Genomic DNA, 17,695 nt, shown 5'->3' with positions numbered 1-17,695 from the left:
GAGCCCGGCAGCCCCGTCGCCGGCAGCGCCTGCCCCGGCCGCCAAGGCAACCCCCGACACTGCTGCTCGCCCCGCACCGCGCCCCGGCGCTGGTGCGCCGCGTCCCGGCAACAACCCGTTCGCTCCGAGCCAGGGCATGGGCCGTGGCCGTGAGGGTGGCCGCGAGGGCGGCACCCGCGAGGGTGGTCGTGAAGGTGGCGGCGCCGCTCGTCCCGGCAACAACCCGTTCGCGTCCAGCCAGGGCATGCCCCGTCCGCGCAGTGCGCCCCGCCCCGGTGGCGCCGGTGCCGGCGCGGCAGGTCCCCGTCCCGGTGGCCCGCGTCCGAGCCCCGGCATGATGCCGTCGTCCAGTGCCGTCGCCCGTCCGGGTGAGCGTCCCGGACGCGGTGCACGTCCCGGTGCCGGTGGCGCCGGTCGTCCCGGTGGCGGTCCCGGTGGTGGCGGCGGCTTCGGCGGTCGTCCCGGCGGTGGCCCCGGTGGCGGCGGCTATCGCGGTGGCCCCGGCGGCCGTGGTGGCACGCAGGGTGCGTTCGGCCGCGGTGGCGGTCGTCCCGGCCGTGCTCGCAAGTCCAAGCGCGCGAAGCGCCAGGAGTTCGAGGAGATGCAGGCGCCGTCGATCGGTGGCGTGAGTGTGCCCCGTGGTGATGGCTCGACCATCATCCAGGTGCGCCAGGGTGCGTCGCTGACCGACTTCGCGGACAAGATCAACGCCAACCCGGCGTCGCTCGTCACGGTCCTCTTCCACCTCGGTGAGATGGCGACCGCGACCCAGAGCCTCGACGAGGACACCTTCAAGGTCCTCGGCCAGGAGCTCGGCTACGACATCCGCATGGTCTCGCCCGAGGAGGAGGAGCGCGAGCTCTTCGACTCCTTCGACATCAACCTCGAGATCGGGGTCGACGCGGAGGACGAGGACGACCTTGCGCCGCGTCCGCCGGTCGTGACCGTCATGGGTCACGTCGACCACGGCAAGACGCGACTCCTCGACGCGATCCGCAACGAGGACGTCGCTGCCGGAGAGGCCGGAGGCATCACCCAGCACATCGGTGCCTACCAGATCCACAAGGAGCACGAGGGCGTCGACCGTCCGATCACCTTCATCGACACCCCGGGTCACGAGGCGTTCACCGCCATGCGTGCCCGTGGTGCGAAGGTCACGGACATCGCCATCCTCGTCGTCGCTGCCGACGACGGCGTCATGCCGCAGACCATCGAGGCGCTCAACCACGCCCAGGCGGCGGACGTCCCGATCGTCGTCGCGGTCAACAAGATCGACGTCGACGGTGCGAACCCGAGCAAGATCCGTCAGCAGCTCACCGAGTACAACCTCGTCGCCGAGGAGTACGGCGGCGAGACGATGTTCGTCGACGTCTCTGCCAAGCAGGGTCAGAACATCGACCAGCTGCTCGAGGCCGTCCTCCTCACGGCGGACGCGGCCCTCGACCTGCGCGCCAACCCCGAGCGTGACGCTCGCGGTGTCGCCATCGAGGCCAACCTCGACAAGGGTCGCGGTGCCACCGCGACCGTCCTCATCCAGTCCGGAACGCTGCGTGTCGGTGACGCCATCGTCACGGGCAGCTCCTACGGTCGCGTTCGCGCCATGCTCGACGAGCACGGCAACAACGTCGACGAGGCGGGCCCGTCCCGACCGGTGCAGGTCCTCGGTCTGAGCTCGGTCCCGCGCGCCGGCGACACCTTCGTCGTCGCGCCCGACGACCGCACGGCTCGTCAGATCGCGGAGCGTCGCGAGGCCGCCGACCGTCAGGCCAGCCTGGCCAAGGCCCGCAAGCGCATCTCGCTCGAGGACCTCAACGAGGCGATCGCGCAGGGCAAGGTCGACACCCTCAACCTCATCCTCAAGGGTGATGTGTCGGGTTCCGTCGAGGCCCTCGAGGACGCGCTGCTCCAGATCGATGTGGGCGACGACGTCGACCTGCGCATCATCGACCGCGGCGTCGGTGCGATCACGATGAACAACATCAACCTCGCGATGGCCTCCAACGCGGTCATCATCGGCTTCAACGTTCGGGCCGAGGGCCAGAACGCCGACTACGCCGAGCGCGAGGGCGTCGAGATCCGCTACTACTCGGTGATCTACCAGGCCATCGAGGAGATCGAGCAGTCGCTCAAGGGCATGCTCAAGCCGGAGTTCGAGGAGGTGGAGCTCGGCACCGCCGAGATCCGCGAGATCTTCCGCTCGAGCAAGTTCGGCAACATCGCCGGATCGATCGTCCGCAGCGGCGAGATCAAGCGCGGCACCAAGGCACGCATCACGCGCGACGGTGTCGTCATCTCCGAGAACGTCGAGATCGCCGGTCTGCGTCGCTTCAAGGACGACGTGACCGAGGTCCGTGAGGGCTTCGAGTGCGGTATCAACCTCGGGTCGTTCAACGACCTGCAGCTCGGCGACCTCATCGCCACGTACGAAATGCGCGAAAAGCCGCGGGCCTGAGTCCCGAGGCACCACGCGTGAGGTGACCGGCCGGCATACCGAAGTCTTTCGGTATGCCGGCCGGTCCCTTTTCGGGGTCAGTACCGCGCGTTGTCGGCCCCTCCGTTTACGGTTCGGGGCACGGGTCCAGACATCCATGACGGACCCGACGGGGAGAGGGACACCAATGACGGAATCGCCTGCAAGCTGGATGGGGCCCCTGCCTGCGTCGACGGGCTGCGATTGCCAGGTGTGCCGGCCCGAGACGTCCTACGACGCCGCAGATCGTCGGAGCATCGACACGGTGCTCCAACATGGCTGGCAAGTGCTCATGGTCTCGGACGAGTGCGATTGCAGCCATGAGGGCGAGCATTCCCACGCGCAGGCGGGGCCGGACTTCGCCTATACCGTCGGCCTCGGTCATCGCTGTGGGCACCCCGAGCTCCTGATCAGTGGGCTGGATCCGACTGTGATGCATCACGTCCTCAATGACGTGGCTCAACGGGTCATGGATGGGCGAGGGCTCAAGCCCGGCGACGTTCTCGAAGGGGTGCTCCTGGGCGTGCCGGTCGTCGTCGAAGCGGTCAACGCCGAGGCGTCGCGTGGCACCGTGACGTGGTCCGGATGGTTCCACAGGCGTCGTCCTGAGGCCCTGGCGATCGTCTGGCCCTCGACGCACGGGGTCTTCCCGTGGCAGCCGGGCGCACCCGCAGCGCTCAATGAGCGCCAACCTCCGGCGTGGCGGGTTCCCCACGAGCACACCGGTGGAGTGGCTTGTGACCCGCAATGGGTGTTCCCGGTCCCAGCCGACCGCATGGCCTTCACGTGCACCCACGTCATCGACGAGGGTGCTGCCGTCCTCTGGGTGGCGCGTGAGGCCGATCCGAGCCGAGGAGAGGACTGGAGCATTCATTGCGGAGCTCCGGGGCACGACACTGGCGACATGAGGCTCGCTCACCTGTCGCACTTGGTTCGGTCGGCCCCGAGCCTGATTGCCGTGAGCGATATGGGACTCGACGAGGAGGCTTATCGCGAATCGCCCGAGGCCGAGTGGGTCGTTCGGCCGCTGACCTGAGGCCAACTAGAGTTGACGACCGTCGCGGGATCGCGACGAATCACACTTGGTTCAGGAGGACTGTCGTGGCTGACGCCGCACGCGCCCGCAAGGTCGCCGACCGCATCAAGACCCTCATCGCCGCAGGGCTCGAGCAGATCGTCAAGGACCCCGACCTCGGGTTCGTCACGATCACCGACGTCCGGGTCACCAACGACCTCCAGCACGCGTCCGTCTTCTACACCGTCTTTGGTGACGAGGCCCAGCGTGCGAAGACGGCCGAGATCCTCCAGAGCAACCGCGGCAAGCTGCGCAGCCACGTCGGCAAGAACCTGGGCATTCGGTTGACGCCCTCGCTCGAGTTCATCGCGGACGCCATCCCCGAGACGGCAGCCCACCTCGAGGAGCTGCTGGCCGAGGCGCGTGAGCGCGACGCGGCCGTGGCCGCTGCCGCGACCGGCGCGACGTATGCCGGCGACGCCGACCCCTACCGTCACGACGACGAGGGCGACGACGACACCGCTGAAGCCGACGACACGGCTGACGGAGACGACACGGCTGACGTCGACACCGCTGGCGACTCCCGCGCGTGAGCGAGACCGCCGACGGTCTTCTCGTCGTCGACAAGCCGCGGGACTGGACCAGCCATGACGTCGTGGCTCGAGCCCGGCGACTGTGCAACACCCGCAAGGTCGGACACGCCGGCACCCTCGACCCGATGGCGACCGGTGTGCTTGTCCTTGGCGTCGGTCGGGCCACCAAGCTGCTGACCTTCCTCGTCGGCTGCGACAAGGACTACACGGCGACGATCCGACTCGGTCAGAGCACGCTCACGGACGATGCCGAGGGTGAGGTCACGAGCGCGCCCGGTGCGAGCGATGTCACCGACGACGCGATCGCCGCCGCCGTCGCAAGGCTCACGGGTGACATCCAGCAGGTGCCCAGCTCGGTCAGCGCGATCAAGGTCAAGGGCCAGCGCTCCTACCACCGCGCTCGTGCGGGGGAGGACGTCGACCTGCCGGCACGACCGGTCACGGTGTCGCACTTCGGAATTCGCGACGTGCGTCGCACCGACGTCGACGGTCTGCCGCTCGTCGACGTCGACGTCGAGGTGACCGTGTCGTCGGGCACCTACGTCCGGGCCCTGGCCAGGGACCTTGGCGTGGCGCTCGGCTCGGCAGGTCATCTCACTGCGCTCCGCCGCACGAGAGTGGGCGGATTCGGTCTCGACACGGCATACCCCCTCAGTGCACTGGAGGAACGGCAAGGCGAGCCGATGCCGGTCATTCCGCTCGCGGATGCGGCGCGGGCGGCATTTGCCGCGCGCGAGCTGACCGAGGCCGAGGCGCGCACGATCGGCTACGGGCAGCGGCTCCCGTCGGCCGAGCCGGGCCGCACGGAACCGGTTGCGGCGTTCGGTCCGGACGGCGCACTCGTCGCAATGCTCGACGAGACGAAAGCCACAGCCCGGAGCCACGTCGTGTTCGCCCCGGCGAGTTCGTAGAGTGTCCACCGTGCACCGGTTCACCGACCCCGCCACCACACCCGAGTCCCTGCGTCCCTGTGTGGTCACCCTCGGCAACTTCGACGGGGTCCACCGCGGACACAAGGCGGTGCTGTCGCGACTCGTCGAGCTCGGTCACGAGCGCGGCGTGGCAGCCGTGGCGGTGACGTTCGACGAGCATCCCCTCGCGGTTCTCCACCCCGACCGCGCGCCGGACCTCATCACGCCCGGCACCCTGCGCGAGGACCTCCTCGAGGCCACGGGGATCGACGGGCTGCTCGTCCTCGACTTCACCCACGAGTTTGCCCAGCAGTCGCCCGAGGAGTTCGTCGTGACGACGTTCGTCGAGGGGCTGCAGGCACAGGTCGTCGTGGTCGGCTCGGACACACGCTTCGGTCACAAGAACTCGGGCGACGTCACGACCCTGCGCGAGCTCGGTGAGAAGTACGGCTTCGAGGTCGTCACGCTCGAGGACGTCGGAGACGCCGGTGACGGTGAGCGCTGGTCGTCCACCTCCGTCCGCAAGGCCCTGGCCGCGGGTGACGTGGCTGCTGCCGCGCGCATCCTCGGGCGTCCGCACCGCGTCGTCGGCACCGTCGTGCACGGTCACCATCGGGGCCGCGAGATGGGTTATCCCACGGCCAACCTGTCACAGGACTCGGCCGGGCTCGTGCCTGCCGAGGGTGTGTATGCCGGGTGGCTGACCCGGCTCGACCTCGACCCGGGCGAGCCGGACCGGACCATGCCTGCGGCCATCTCGATCGGCACCAATCCGACGTTCGACACCAAGGACCGGCGCACCGTCGAGGCCTACGTGCTCGACCGTGACGACCTCGACCTCTACGACGAGCGCGTCCTCGTGGAGTTCGTCGAACACATCCGCCCGACCCTGCGCTTCGAGAGCATCGACGACCTGCTCGTGGCCATGGCCAAGGACGTCGAGCAGTGCCGCGCGGTGCTCACCCAGATCGTCCACTCCTGAACCCGAGGGGCGATGGCTCCCGGGCCTTGCGGCTCGGGGGGCCCTCGTTCCGCGGCAGTTGGCTCCGGCAGGATCTCGGACTCCTCATCGGGGCCGCTGGCACCTCGGTCGTCGGCGCCCTGCTCGTCTGGTCCGCCACCCATGAGAGCGCCGGGACGGCCTATCTCGTCCGGCACCTCCTCAACACGGCCATCGGGATCGTCCTCGCGATCGGCGTGACCCGGCTGGGTCACCACGGACTGCGTCTTGTCGCACCGTGGATCTACGGGGTGTCGATCCTGGGCCTGCTCGCGGTCCTCACGCCGCTCGGTCTCACCGTGAACGGATCGCGGTCCTGGATCCCGGTGGCCGCGGGCTTCACGGTGCAACCCTCGGAGTTCGCCAAGGTGGGACTGGCCCTCGTCCTCGGACTCGTCTTCGCCGACCGGTGGGAGCGGCGCGTGGCACCGGGCACTCGCGATGTTGCCGTCGGGTGGCTGCTGGCGGCGATCCCGGCCGGGCTGATCATGCTCCAGCCCGACCTCGGATCCGCCGTCGTGCTCGGTGCTCTGGCCTTCGTCGTCATCGCCGTGGCCGGTGCGCCGCGGCGGTGGGTGCTCGGAATGGCAGTGGCTGCCGTGGGACTCGTCGTGGCGGCACTCACCACGCCGCTCCTCAGCGACTACCAGCGAGACCGGTTGCTGGCCTTCGCCAATCCCAGCGCGGATCCCCAGGGCATCGGCTACCAGACGCGGCAGGTGCGGCTCGCGATCGGCTCGGGGGGCTGGTGGGGTCAGGGATTCATGGAGGGTCGCCAGACTCAGGCTGGGTTCATCCCGTATCAGCTCAACGACTTCATCTTCTCGGTCGCGGGGGAGGAGCTCGGCTTCGTCGGGGCGGCGGGCCTGCTGTTGCTCCTGTCCTTCATCGTGGTCCGTATCTTCGTCGTCGCCGGTCGCTCCCGCGATGCCTTTGGCCGGTTCGTCGGCGGGGGTGTTGGCACGTGGCTCGCGTTCCAGGTCTTCCAGAACGTCGGGATGAACCTCGGCGTCGTGCCGGTCACCGGCCTGCCGCTGCCGTTCGTGTCCTACGGCGGGTCGTCGATGTTTGCGTCCTGGCTCGCGATCGGGATCGTCAATGCGGCGTATGCCGCGGGGCACAGGGACCGGGTCTAGCGCGTCGCCGAGGCGTTGAGCACGGCGTCGACGACGGCGAGATAGCTGCGCTCGACGGTTGCGGGTGACCCGATGAGGCCCGCGAGCTCGAGACTGACGAAACCGTGTGCCGTCGCCCAGAAGCGGCGGGGGTACTCCCACGAGTCGCCGGGGTCCGCGAGCGCGCCCGCCTCGACCGCCCGGGTTGAGGCGCTCCGCAGGGTACGCAGCGAATGTTCGCGGACGCGGCGCTCGTCGGCGGTCCGGTCGGCAGGTGCGTCGTCCACGCCACTGAACATCACGGCATACAGGTGTGGATTCTCGAGTGCGTTGGCGCGATACGCGCGGGCGATGGCCACGAGGTCGGCCCGCGGGTCGTCTGTGACGGGAAGGGCGTCCAGGTGGCGGTCGAGCTGGCGGAAGCCTTCGGCGACGACTGCACGCACGAGCTCGGGCATGCTCCCGAAGTGGGTGTAGACGGTCATCGTCGACGTGCCGAGCTCGGAGGCGAGCCGTCGGGCGCTGAGGGCAGAGGTGCCCTGGGTGGCGAGGAGGGCGGCGGCCGCCCGGACGACCTCGTCGGCAGTGACCTTGGGGGTTCGCACGGGCCTCGCTCCTTCTGGCATCACGGTGTTATGCTCCGTAACATAACACTGTGATGCTAACGCACCGGAGGTCCCACACCATGGTCTCGATTCCTACTTGGAAGACGATCGGCGGCAGTGCCGCGTTCACTCGTCGCGCGATGAACATCTGGCCGCCCTTCGCGTTCGCGGGCATCCGCATCACCGAGCTGAGCGACGACTTCCGGCGCGTGCGGGTCGAACTCGGCAGCCACCTGCTCACCCGGAACTACGTCGGCACCCAGTTCGGCGGGTCGATCTTCTCGATGAGCGATCCGTTCTGGATGTTCCTGACTCTGCGCTCCCTCGGCGACGACTACATCGTGTGGGACCAGGCCGCGGAGGTGCGTTTCGTGCGCCCGGGTCGGGGGCGCCTCCACCTCACCGTGGAGGTCACGGACGCCTTCCTCGACGAGCTGCGCGAGGCGGCCAAGGATGGCGACAAGGTCCTCCGGTGGGTCGAGTCCGACGTCCTCGACGACGACGGCGAGGTGGTGGCGCAGGTCCGACGCCAGCTCTACGTCCGTCTCAAGAAGAAGGTCACCGAGAGGACCGCGGTCGCCGTCTGAGCCCCCGCGCGAGGCGGCTGGCGGGCCTTTCGCATTACCCGTCGGTCACGTTTGTCGCGGACGGGCTGAATTCGGCAGCGCCGTTGTGGGAGCATCCGGCAACGACACCCCCAATGATGAGGATGCCTGCCATGACGAGCGTTGCCCCCCAGATCCAGACCCCCGGTGACGAGCCGGTCGACTTCCGCCTGATCGAGGAGCGCGCCGCCAGCGTCGGCCACCTCTTCCGTGAACGCGTAGCAGCCACGCCCGACGCAGTGGCCTTCCAGTACGCCAAGGTCGGAGCCGCAGCTGACGGCTCCGACGAGTGGGTCACGGCGACGTGGTCCGAAGTCCGTGACGCGGTGCACGAGATCGGTGCCGGCCTCGTCGCGCTCGGCGTCGGCCCGGAGGAGCGCGTCGCGCTCGCGTCGTCCACCCGCTACGAGTGGGCCCTCGCCGACCTCGGCGTGATGGTCGCCGGTGCGGTCACGACGACGATCTACCCGACGACCATCGACGACGACGTCGCGTTCATCCTTGGCGACTCGCAGAGCAAGGTCGTCTTCGCCGAGGACGCCGACCAGGTCGCCAAGCTCCGTCGCATCGCCAACTCCGTGCCCGGTGTCGGCAAGGTCGTCACCTTCGACCCCGAGGCCGCGACCGGTGAGGATGACTGGGTCATCTCGCTCGACGCGCTCATGGCTCTCGGCCGTTCGGCCCTTGAGCGCACGCCGGGCCTGATCGACGAGCGCATCGACGCCCTGACCCCCGATCGTCTCGCGACGATCATCTACACGTCCGGCACCACCGGCCGTCCCAAGGGTGTCCGCCTCCTGCACAAGTCGTGGACCTACGAGGCGGCTGCGGTCGACGCCATCTCCGTCCTGCGGGAGGACGACCTCCAGTACCTCTGGCTCCCGCTCGCCCACGTCTTCGGCAAGCTTCTGCTCACGCTGCCGCTGCAGATCGGCTTCCCCACGGCGATCGACGGCCGCATCGACAAGATCGTCGACAACCTGGCCGTCGTGAAGCCGACGTTCATGGGTGCTGCCCCGCGCATCTTCGAGAAGGCCTACAACCGGGTCAACATGATGATGGAGGAAGAGGGCGGCGTGAAGCTCAAGCTCTTCCGCTGGGCCACGGGTGTCGGGCGCGAGGTGAGCCTCCTGCGCGAGCAGGGCAAGGCGCCCAGCGGGCTCCTCGGCTTCCAGCACTCGCTCGCCGACAAGCTCGTCCTGTCCAAGGTGCGCGAGCGCTTCGGTGGTCGCGTGCGCCTCTTCATCTCCGGCTCGGCGGCGCTCAACCAGGATGTGGCGCGTTGGTTCGACTCCGTGGGCATGCTCGTCGGCGAGGGCTACGGCCTCACCGAGTCCAGCGCCGCGACGACGGTCAACCGCACGTCGGCCTACAGCTACGGCACGGTCGGCTGGCCCCTCCCGGGCACCGAGATCAAGGTCGCCGAGGACGGGGAGCTGCTGCTGCGCGGCGACGGCATCATGGACGGCTACCACAACAACCCCGAAGCCACGGCCGAGGTGCTCGACGCGGACGGCTGGTTCCACACCGGCGACATCGGTGAGGTCAACGAGCGGGGCTTCTTCAAGATCACCGACCGCAAGAAGGACCTCTTCAAGACGTCGGGCGGCAAGTACGTCGCACCCTCGATCATCGAGTCGACGTTCAAGGGCCTGTGCCCCTACGTCAGCCAGTTCGTCGTCCACGGCGCCGACCGCAACTTCGTGTCCGCCCTCGTGACCCTCGACCCCGAGGCGATCCAGGGATGGGCCGACGCCAACGGCATGGGTGGCAAGTCCTACGCCGAGATCGTCTCCTCGGACGAGGCGCACGCGATGGTGCAGGGCTACGTCGACGAGCTGAACTCCGGCCTCAACCGCTGGGAGACGATCAAGAAGTTCACGATCCTCGACCACGACCTCACTGTCGACAGTGGTGAACTCACGCCGAGCCTCAAGCTCAAGCGCAAGGTCGTCTCCGAGCGCTACAAGGACATGCTCGACGCGCACTACGCCGGAGCCTGAGCGCCCCAACTTTCCCGCCGGAAGTGAGAGGAACTCGCGGAGGAGTCTTCAGTCCTCGATGAGCGGGACGAACCGATAGGCGCCGTGCTGGTCCACCAGCACGGCGCCGTCGCCTGTCCGGACGACACGGTGCATCCAGCCCGCCACCGGGATGACCATCACTCCGCCGGGGGTGATCTGGTCGACGAGGGCAGTCGGCCGTGTGGACGCCTCTGCCGACACGAGGATCCGGTTCCACGGCCCCTCGGAGGGTGCCCCGAGAACTCCCGGAACGGCGACGCGAAGGTGTGCCCACGGCATACCGGCTCGTTGGACGTTCTCGGCACCCACGGTGGCGAGCTCCGCGATCCGCTCCACGCCGAGAACCGACCCCGTCGGTCCGGTGAGGTGCGCCAGCAGCACCGTCGTCCACCCCGACCCGGCGCCGACGTCGAGGACGCGGTCACCGGGTCGGACATCGAGCAGTTCGAGCATCGCCGCGACCGTCCGCGGCTGGGAGTTCGTCTGGCCGTGCCCGATCGGGAGCGGCGCGTCCCGGTGGGTGTGGCGCCGCTCGCGTCGGGGGAGGAACGGCGTGCGCGGCCACGCCGCCATCGCCTCCGCCACCCGGTCGGCGGGATCCATCCCTCCAGTGTGACGCCCGATCGCGAAGGAGTGCCTCTTCAGCCGGCCGGATAGAAGAGGGTGTCGGGGATACTCCGCTCAGCGAGGTCGCTGAACGGGGTCGGGCCGACCTTTGTGCCGTCTGCCAGGGTGAGGGTGACGGTCGCCTTCTCGTGCGAGGGGTCCTGTTCGAGGTCAGTCCAGGCCGCAGCGAACCATCCGTCCCTGACCGTCGTGGCTACCTCACCCCGGAAATTCCGCACGGAGACACCGACGACCTGCGAACCCACGCGACCGTAGAGCGCGGCACCGGACTTCCTCTCGAACTTCCCGTCGACGATCCCCTCGGTGATTTCGCCCGCAAGGCTGACCGACACGGAGGAGGGCGATGGTGTCTCGAGCGGGTTGATCCCGCCCTTGGCGCTGGGCTCCGTACCCCCGACCTGGTACATGCACTGCGCGTCGTAGCCCGCATCGTTCCCCAGGACGACGATGTCGTAGGCGCCATGTCGCTCCCCGAGGATCGTGTGCATGCTGTCGAGCTGCGCGGCGGAGAACGAGCCCACTGCCTGGCTCGGCGGTCGACTCGCGAACTTCTTGAGGTCGGTCGCGCACTTGTCCCCGAGGTTCTGCGCGACGTCGCTCAGCGCAGTGGTGGGGGCGGCCGGCACGACCGCTGATGCCGAGTGCGACGTCGATGCGGCGGGTGCCGCGGGCGCGGTCGGCCGGTCGTCGCCCTGCTCGGCGCCGAAGCGCGGAATCGCGAGCAGCCCGGCAGTGACAGCGACCACGGCGCCGCCCGCGAGGACCCACCGAAGCCCGGGCCGACCCCGCGTTGGAGTGGGGTCCTGAGGTGGGCGGCCGAGGACGTTCTCGTTCGGACCGGTCGACAGGATCCGGGCGCGGAGGTCGTCGGCGCGGTGCTGTTCGGCCGCGCTGAGCCCGGGCCCAGCAGTAGCCGCGGGGTCGAGGCGCCGCACGGCGGCATCGAGGCGGTCGTCAGTGACGGAGTTGAGGTTCGTCATCGGGGGCTCCTCTCGGGAGCAAGGCTGGTCGAGGGTGTCGTGGGGGAGGCCGCGCTCGGTGCGAGGTGGTGGCGCAGGGCGCGGCGCGCTCGCGAGAGCCGCAGCCGGAAGGCCACGGCGGAGATGCCGAGCACGTCGGCGGCCCGGGTCGACGTGAGGTCGTCCCAGATCACGAGCGCGAGGGACTCCTGGTGCACCGGGCTGAGGCGCCGCCAGGCCCGGGCGAGGTCGACGTGGTGGAGAACGAGGTCGTGGTCGAGTCCCGAGCCGAGCGCCCCCGTCACCTGGTCATCCTCGACCCGGACGGTGAGGGCCTGTCGACGGCCCTCCGCGCGCTGGGTCGCCATGAGGATGCGTCGGGCGACGCCGAAGAGCCATGCCCTCGCTTCCTCTGAATCCGCGGGCACGTCGTCGATCCGCCGCCAGGCGACCGTGAAGACGTCGGCGACCACGTCCTCGGCGTGGGTCGCGTGGACGCGCCGCTGCACGAAACGCAGCACACCGGCATACGTGGCGTCGTAAAGGGTCTCGAATCGGATCCGGCGACGGTCCTCGTCGTCGGGTGGCCCCGTGTCTGTGCTCATGTCCACTACATGCCTCCCCGCCCCGGAAGTGTGTCGCGCGACTTTGGGGACTCAGCGCGACCGAACGTACCCTTGACCCATGCACACCCGTACTGCCGGCGCCTCCCTGTTCCCTGACCTCGAGCCCCTGCTCGAGCAGGTGAGCAAGCCGATCCAGTACGTCGGTGGCGAGCTCAACTCCACCGTCAAGGACTGGAATTGTGGCGGGGCGAGCGCCGATGGTGTCACCGTGCGTTGGGCGCTCATGTACCCCGACGCCTACGAGGTCGGTGTCCCCAACCAGGGCTCGATGATCCTCTACGAGGTGCTCAACGAGCGCCCCGACGTGCTGGCCGAGCGCACGTATGCCGTGTGGCCCGACATGGAGGCCCTCATGCGCGAGCACGGGGTCCCGCAGTTCACCGTGGACGCGCACCGATCCGTCGGCGATTTCGACGTGCTCGGCGTTTCGTTCTCGACCGAACTCGGCTACACCAACCTCCTCACGGCGCTCGACCTCGCCGGCATCCCGCTGCACGCCCGCGACCGCGTCGACGGCGACACGATCGTCATCGCCGGCGGGCACGCTGCGTTCAACCCCGAGACGCTCGCCGACTTCGTCGACGCCGCCATCATCGGCGACGGTGAGGAAGCCGTGCTGATGGTGTCGGACCTCATCGCCACCTGGAAGAGCGAGGGTATGCCGGGTGGTCGCCGCGAGCTGCTGCTGCGCCTTGCGAAGACGGGCGGGGTCTACGTCCCCGAGTTCTACTCGGTGACGTATCTGGCGGACGGTCGCATCCAGCGCATCGCCCCGACCGAGCCGGGCGTGCCGTGGCGCGTCTCGAAGCACACCGTCATGGATCTCGACGCGTGGCCGTACCCGAAGCAGCCGCTCGTGCCGCTCGCCGAGTCGGTGCACGAGCGCATGTCGGTCGAGATCTTCCGTGGCTGCACGCGCGGTTGCCGCTTCTGCCAGGCCGGCATGATCACTCGCCCGGTGCGCGAGCGTTCCATCACCGGCATCGGCGAGATGGTCGAGAAGGGCCTTGCCGCAACGGGTTTCGAGGAGGTCGGGCTGCTGTCGCTGTCGTCGGCCGACCACACCGAGATCGCCGACATCACCAAGGGTCTGGCAGACCGCTACGAGGGCACCAACACCGGTCTGTCGCTGCCGTCGACCCGCGTCGACGCATTCAACATCGACCTCGCCAACGAGCTGACCCGCAACGGGCGTCGCTCCGGCCTGACCTTCGCCCCGGAGGGTGGCAGCGAGCGCATCCGCAAGGTCATCAACAAGATGGTGACCGAGGACGACCTCATCAAGACCGTGTCGGCGGCCTATGGTGCCGGCTGGCGCAACGTCAAGCTCTACTTCATGTGCGGCCTGCCCACCGAGACCGACGAGGACGTGCTCCAGATCGCCGAGCTCGCCAAGCGCGTCATCGAGACGGGTCGCCAGGTCAGTGGTCGCAAGGACATCCGCTGCACCGTGTCGATCGGTGGGTTCGTGCCGAAGCCGCACACACCGTTCCAGTGGGTTGGCCAGCTGTCGTCGGACGAGACGGACGCCCGCCTCGAGAAGCTGCGTGACGCCATCCGGTCCGACCGCCGGCTCGGGTCGTCCATCGGATTCCGCTACCACGACGGCAAGCCGGGCATCGTCGAGGGACTGCTGTCTCGTGGCGACCGCCGCGTCGGCGCCGTCATCGAGCAGGTGTGGCGTGACGGTGGTCGGTTCGACGGGTGGAGCGAGCACTTCTCCTACGACCTGTGGATGTCCGCGGCTGAGAAGGCGTTCTCCACGATGGAGTGGCCGATCGACGTCGACTGGTACACCACGCGCGAGCGCGAGGAGTCCGAGGTCCTGCCGTGGGACGTCGTCGACTCTGGTCTCGACAAGGAGTGGCTGTGGCAGGACTGGCTCGACGCCCTCGACGAGACCGAGGTGGACGACTGCCGGTGGACGCCGTGCTTCGACTGTGGTGTGTGTCCGCAGATGAACACCGAGATCGAGATCGGGCCCACGGGCAAGGTGCTCCTGCCGCTCACCGTCCTCGGTGCGGGCAAGGCCGCCATGGCCGAACGCACACACGCCTGAGCGGTGGCCGCCAACGACGGTGACGCATTGACGCGGAAATCGCGTCGTGACGCGGATATTGCCGGGCCATCCCACGATTTCCTGGTCACGCTCGTCGCTGCTGGTGAGCTCGACGACCTCATCGCTCTCCGTCTCGCATGGAAGCCGGCCGAGTCTGACGCTGACGCCGCGGCTCTCGCCGACGACCTGCGCGCGTGGTGGGAACGCAATGGGGCAGGGCGGCGGGCTTGGATCGCAAGGGGAGCGGATGGCATACCCCTCGGCATGGCGAACGCGGCCATCTTCGAACGCATGCCGGTCCCCGGGAGGCCCGCCGGCCGGTGGGTCTACGTAGCGAATGTCTTCGTCGTCCCCGAGCATCGCCGCCAAGGAGTCGCCGCGGCGCTGATGACGGAGATCGTCGCGTGGGCTCGCGCCGAGGGGATGGTGCGCATCGTCCTGGCGCCGAGCGAGATGTCCATCCCGTTCTACGCGTCGCTGGGGTTCTGGCCTGCCGACGACCTCATGCGGCTCGACCTGGACTGACGCTGTCGGACCCGCGTGCCACGGTGGTGACATGAGCCGCACGATCCAGGTCACCTTCGACGCCCACGACCCCGCAGCGCAGTCCCGCTTCTGGGCGGAGGCGCTCGGTTATGTCATCCCGGGCCCACCCGGTGTCGCGCTCGCCGACGGTGCGGACCCGCTGGAGGCGTGGAGAGAGTTCCTCACTCGCATCGGCGTGCCGGCGGACCAGCACAATTCGCGATCCGCGATCGAGGACCCGGACGGCGACGGGCCGCGGGTGTTCTTCCAGCAGGTGCCCGAGGACAAGGTCGCCAAAAACCGTGTCCACCTCGACGTGCGCGCGGCGCCCGACCTGCAGGGCGAGGAGCGGATGGCTGCCCTCGAAGCCGAGTGCGACCGCCTCACCACGCTCGGTGCTCGACGGCTGCAGCGCCACGAGCCTCAACCACCCATGGGCGCCGGCCACATCGTCATGGCCGACCCCGAGGGCAACGAGTTCTGCCTGGACTGACGGCCCACTGAGGGTTCGGTCAGGGGTGCCTCGGGGTCGCACCCGATGCCGAAGCCCCACTCGCGCCGCGAGGCTGAATGCATGACCTGGTTCGCGACGCTCGCCCTCCTCTGGCTCGTCCTCGCAGCCCTCATGATTCAGGCACGGCAGCGGGGCAGCCGCAGGGTCGCGCGGCGTTGGCGAACCCGCCTGTATGCCGTGTCGCTCGTCCCGCTGACCGCTCTCGCTCTCGGGGTGGTCCTCGTCGCAGTCCAGCTGCCCGGGCTCGCCGTCGACAACCCTGTCGGGCTCGAGCACGCCGTGGCCGCCGCGACGCCGTACGCCCAGTGGCTCGCGCTCGTCGCCAACCTCGTCGTGGTGGACATGGCGCTGCGCACTTCCACGGCGGCGCGGGGAAAGGTGACGCAGAAGAACAGGCGAGCGGGCGGCATACGGGATCGTGAGGTTCACGAGGCATTCACCTCTCAATCCGCATGAGGACGCCGGGCGTGGCTAGGTTGAAACGTCTCCCTGGAACCACGTCGAAGGAACGATCATGAACTTCGCCCGAGCCGTCATCATCGGCGCGGCCGCACTCCTCGCGGCCACACCCCTGGCCACCGCCGCCTCGGCCAACGCAGCGCCCGGTCCCACGGGTCAGGACCTGCGCGTCGCGACCTACAACCTCAGCCTCAACCGCAACGCTGCCGGCGACCTCGTGCGCGAGCTCTCCACCCCGGACAACGCGCAGGCCAAGGCCGTGGCGGAGGTCATCCAGCGCGCCAACCCAGACGTCGTCCTGCTCAACGAGTTCGACTACGTCGAGGGCGGCACGGCGGTCGACCTGTTCCGCGACAACTACCTCGAGGTCGGCCACAACGGAGCCGAAGCCGTCGACTACCCCTACGCCTACACGGCCCCGGTCAACACCGGTGTCCCGAGCGGCTTCGACCTCAACAACGACGGCACGATCGGCGGCGGCGACGACGCCTACGGCTTCGGGCTCTTCCCGGGTCAGTACGGCATGGTCGTCCTCTCCAAGTACCCGATCCAGACCGACGCGGTCCGCACCTTCCAGCACTTCCTCTGGAAGGACATGCCCGGCAACGTCCTCCCCACCGACTGGTACTCGCCGGAGGAGCAGGACAACTTCCGCCTCTCCAGCAAGTCGCACTGGGACGTCCCCGTGACGGTCGGCAAGCGCACCGTGCGCGTCCTCGCCGCGCACCCGACCCCGCCGACCTTCGACGGGCCCGAGGACCGCAACGGCCGCCGCAACCACGACGAGATCCGCTTCTGGGCCGACTACATCACGCCGGGCAAGGGTGGCTACATCTACGACGACAACGGCGGTCGCGGCGGTCTCAACCCGAGCTCGAACTTCGTCATCCTCGGCGACTACAACGCCGACCCCCACGACGGCGACTCCTACGAGGCCGCGATCAACCAGCTCCTCGACAGCAAGCGCATCGTCGACCCGCAGGCCACCTCCGAGGGTGCGGTCGAGGCAGCCCAGCTCCAGGCCGGCGCGAACCTCACGCACACGGGCGACCCCAGGTACGACACCGCGGACTTCGCCGACGGCGCGCCCGGCAACCTCCGCGTCGACTACACGCTGTTGTCGCGGTCGTTCACTGTGCGCGATGCCGGCGTCTTCTGGCCGGTTCAGGCAGACCCGCTGTTCCGCCTCACGGGTGTCTTCCCCTTCCCGACGAGCGACCACCGCCTCGTCTGGGCGGACGTCACCCTGCGCTGATCGTCCCGATCACGACCATCCGGTATGCCGTGGCGCCCGTCGGGTGCCACGGCACACCTCTGCCCGGGGTCACGGTCGTGGAGCGGGCGGGGGGAGTCCTCCCCATCGCCGGCGCGGAACGGACGACCTAGGGTCGGGGGAGATGATCGGCGGGGGACGCCGACCGGACGAGAGGGTGGACGTCATGGGTGACGTGAAATTCAAGGTCGTGCCGGCCGACATGACTGCGGATGCCACGCAGTGGGGGACAGCCTCGAACTCCTTCGGGCAGGCCCATCGTGCGGTTCCTGCCCTCGGCATCTCATGGGGCAACTTCCAGAGCATCGTTGGTGA

At 69.0% G+C, this 17,695-nt stretch carries 17 protein-coding genes; 13 read left to right on the top strand and 4 right to left on the bottom strand.

The window, feature by feature from the left end:
• From infB to N803_RS16490, 6 genes are all read left to right on the top strand, one after another.
• Positions 1-2,452 (top strand): translation initiation factor IF-2 (gene infB, locus N803_RS16515; RefSeq protein ID WP_084764633.1); only part of this gene is annotated, 2,452 nt, incomplete at its 5' end.
• 136 nt (positions 2,453-2,588) lie between these two features.
• Positions 2,589-3,506 (top strand): DUF4262 domain-containing protein, encoded by a 918-nt coding sequence (locus tag N803_RS17720; protein WP_084764631.1) that lies wholly within the window; start codon positions 2,589-2,591, stop codon positions 3,504-3,506.
• A gap of 65 nt (positions 3,507-3,571) precedes the next feature.
• Positions 3,572-4,078 (top strand): 30S ribosome-binding factor RbfA, encoded by a 507-nt coding sequence (gene rbfA, locus N803_RS16505; protein WP_035907358.1) that lies wholly within the window; start codon positions 3,572-3,574, stop codon positions 4,076-4,078.
• Positions 4,075-4,989, top strand: a complete 915-nt coding sequence (gene truB, locus N803_RS16500) for a tRNA pseudouridine(55) synthase TruB (RefSeq protein WP_035907355.1) — start codon at positions 4,075-4,077, stop codon at positions 4,987-4,989. The genes rbfA and truB overlap by 4 nt, the downstream gene beginning before the upstream one ends.
• A 10-nt stretch (positions 4,990-4,999) precedes the next feature.
• Positions 5,000-5,971: a bifunctional riboflavin kinase/FAD synthetase gene (locus tag N803_RS16495; RefSeq protein WP_035907384.1), complete on the top strand. Its 972-nt coding sequence runs from the start codon at positions 5,000-5,002 to the stop codon at positions 5,969-5,971.
• 26 nt (positions 5,972-5,997) lie between these two features.
• Entirely contained in the window at positions 5,998-7,125 is a 1,128-nt protein-coding gene (locus tag N803_RS16490) for an FtsW/RodA/SpoVE family cell cycle protein (protein WP_156969837.1), read from the top strand.
• Here N803_RS16490 and N803_RS16485 read toward each other — a convergent pair.
• Complete coding sequence (locus N803_RS16485; RefSeq protein ID WP_052112406.1) at positions 7,122-7,709, bottom strand: TetR/AcrR family transcriptional regulator; 588 nt, start codon at positions 7,707-7,709, stop codon at positions 7,122-7,124. The two genes, N803_RS16490 and N803_RS16485, sit on opposite strands and share 4 nt — an antisense overlap.
• An 80-nt stretch (positions 7,710-7,789) precedes the next feature.
• Here N803_RS16485 and N803_RS16480 point away from each other — a divergent pair, with 80 nt between their 5' ends.
• Together N803_RS16480 and N803_RS16475 are read left to right on the top strand one after the other, a co-directional pair.
• Positions 7,790-8,296, top strand: a complete 507-nt coding sequence (locus tag N803_RS16480) for a DUF4442 domain-containing protein (RefSeq protein WP_052112405.1) — start codon at positions 7,790-7,792, stop codon at positions 8,294-8,296.
• A gap of 131 nt (positions 8,297-8,427) precedes the next feature.
• The gene (locus N803_RS16475; protein ID WP_052112404.1) at positions 8,428-10,317 is read left to right on the top strand and encodes an AMP-dependent synthetase/ligase; all 1,890 of its coding nucleotides are present in this window, start codon (positions 8,428-8,430) and stop codon (positions 10,315-10,317) included.
• 48 nt (positions 10,318-10,365) lie between these two features.
• On the opposite strand, the gene N803_RS16470 is transcribed toward N803_RS16475, so the two are convergent.
• The 3 genes from N803_RS16470 to N803_RS16460 are packed head-to-tail and all read right to left on the bottom strand — an operon-like array spanning position 10,366 to position 12,529.
• On the bottom strand, positions 10,366-10,941 hold the full coding sequence (locus N803_RS16470; protein ID WP_035907350.1) for a protein-L-isoaspartate O-methyltransferase family protein: 576 nt from the start codon (positions 10,939-10,941) through the stop codon (positions 10,366-10,368).
• A gap of 38 nt (positions 10,942-10,979) precedes the next feature.
• Complete coding sequence (locus tag N803_RS16465) at positions 10,980-11,945, bottom strand: hypothetical protein (protein ID WP_035907349.1); 966 nt, start codon at positions 11,943-11,945, stop codon at positions 10,980-10,982.
• Complete coding sequence (locus N803_RS16460) at positions 11,942-12,529, bottom strand: RNA polymerase sigma factor (RefSeq protein ID WP_035907377.1); 588 nt, start codon at positions 12,527-12,529, stop codon at positions 11,942-11,944. The genes N803_RS16465 and N803_RS16460 overlap by 4 nt, the downstream gene beginning before the upstream one ends.
• Positions 12,530-12,608: 79 nt before the next feature.
• On the opposite strand from N803_RS16460, the gene N803_RS16455 reads away from it, so the two are divergent.
• The 5 genes from N803_RS16455 to N803_RS16435 all read left to right on the top strand — a co-directional run bounded on the left by N803_RS16455 (position 12,609) and on the right by N803_RS16435 (position 17,362).
• Complete coding sequence (locus tag N803_RS16455; RefSeq protein ID WP_035907347.1) at positions 12,609-14,609, top strand: TIGR03960 family B12-binding radical SAM protein; 2,001 nt, start codon at positions 12,609-12,611, stop codon at positions 14,607-14,609.
• Between the two features lie 3 nt (positions 14,610-14,612).
• Entirely contained in the window at positions 14,613-15,134 is a 522-nt protein-coding gene (locus N803_RS16450; RefSeq protein WP_245617348.1) for a GNAT family N-acetyltransferase, read from the top strand.
• 31 nt (positions 15,135-15,165) lie between these two features.
• Complete coding sequence (locus N803_RS16445; RefSeq protein ID WP_035907345.1) at positions 15,166-15,627, top strand: VOC family protein; 462 nt, start codon at positions 15,166-15,168, stop codon at positions 15,625-15,627.
• A gap of 81 nt (positions 15,628-15,708) precedes the next feature.
• Positions 15,709-16,104, top strand: coding sequence for a hypothetical protein (locus tag N803_RS16440; RefSeq protein WP_035907342.1), 396 nt, complete (start codon positions 15,709-15,711; stop codon positions 16,102-16,104).
• A 58-nt stretch (positions 16,105-16,162) separates the two neighbouring features.
• Positions 16,163-17,362 (top strand): endonuclease/exonuclease/phosphatase family protein, encoded by a 1,200-nt coding sequence (locus N803_RS16435; protein ID WP_035907340.1) that lies wholly within the window; start codon positions 16,163-16,165, stop codon positions 17,360-17,362.
• Positions 17,363-17,695 lie beyond the last annotated feature (333 nt).

The sequence above is a fragment of the Knoellia subterranea KCTC 19937 genome (genome assembly GCF_000768685.1).
Lineage (GTDB): Bacteria > Actinomycetota > Actinomycetes > Actinomycetales > Dermatophilaceae > Knoellia > Knoellia subterranea.
Note: the sequence above shows the minus strand (reverse complement) of the source record. Positions and strands in the feature narration are given on the sequence as shown.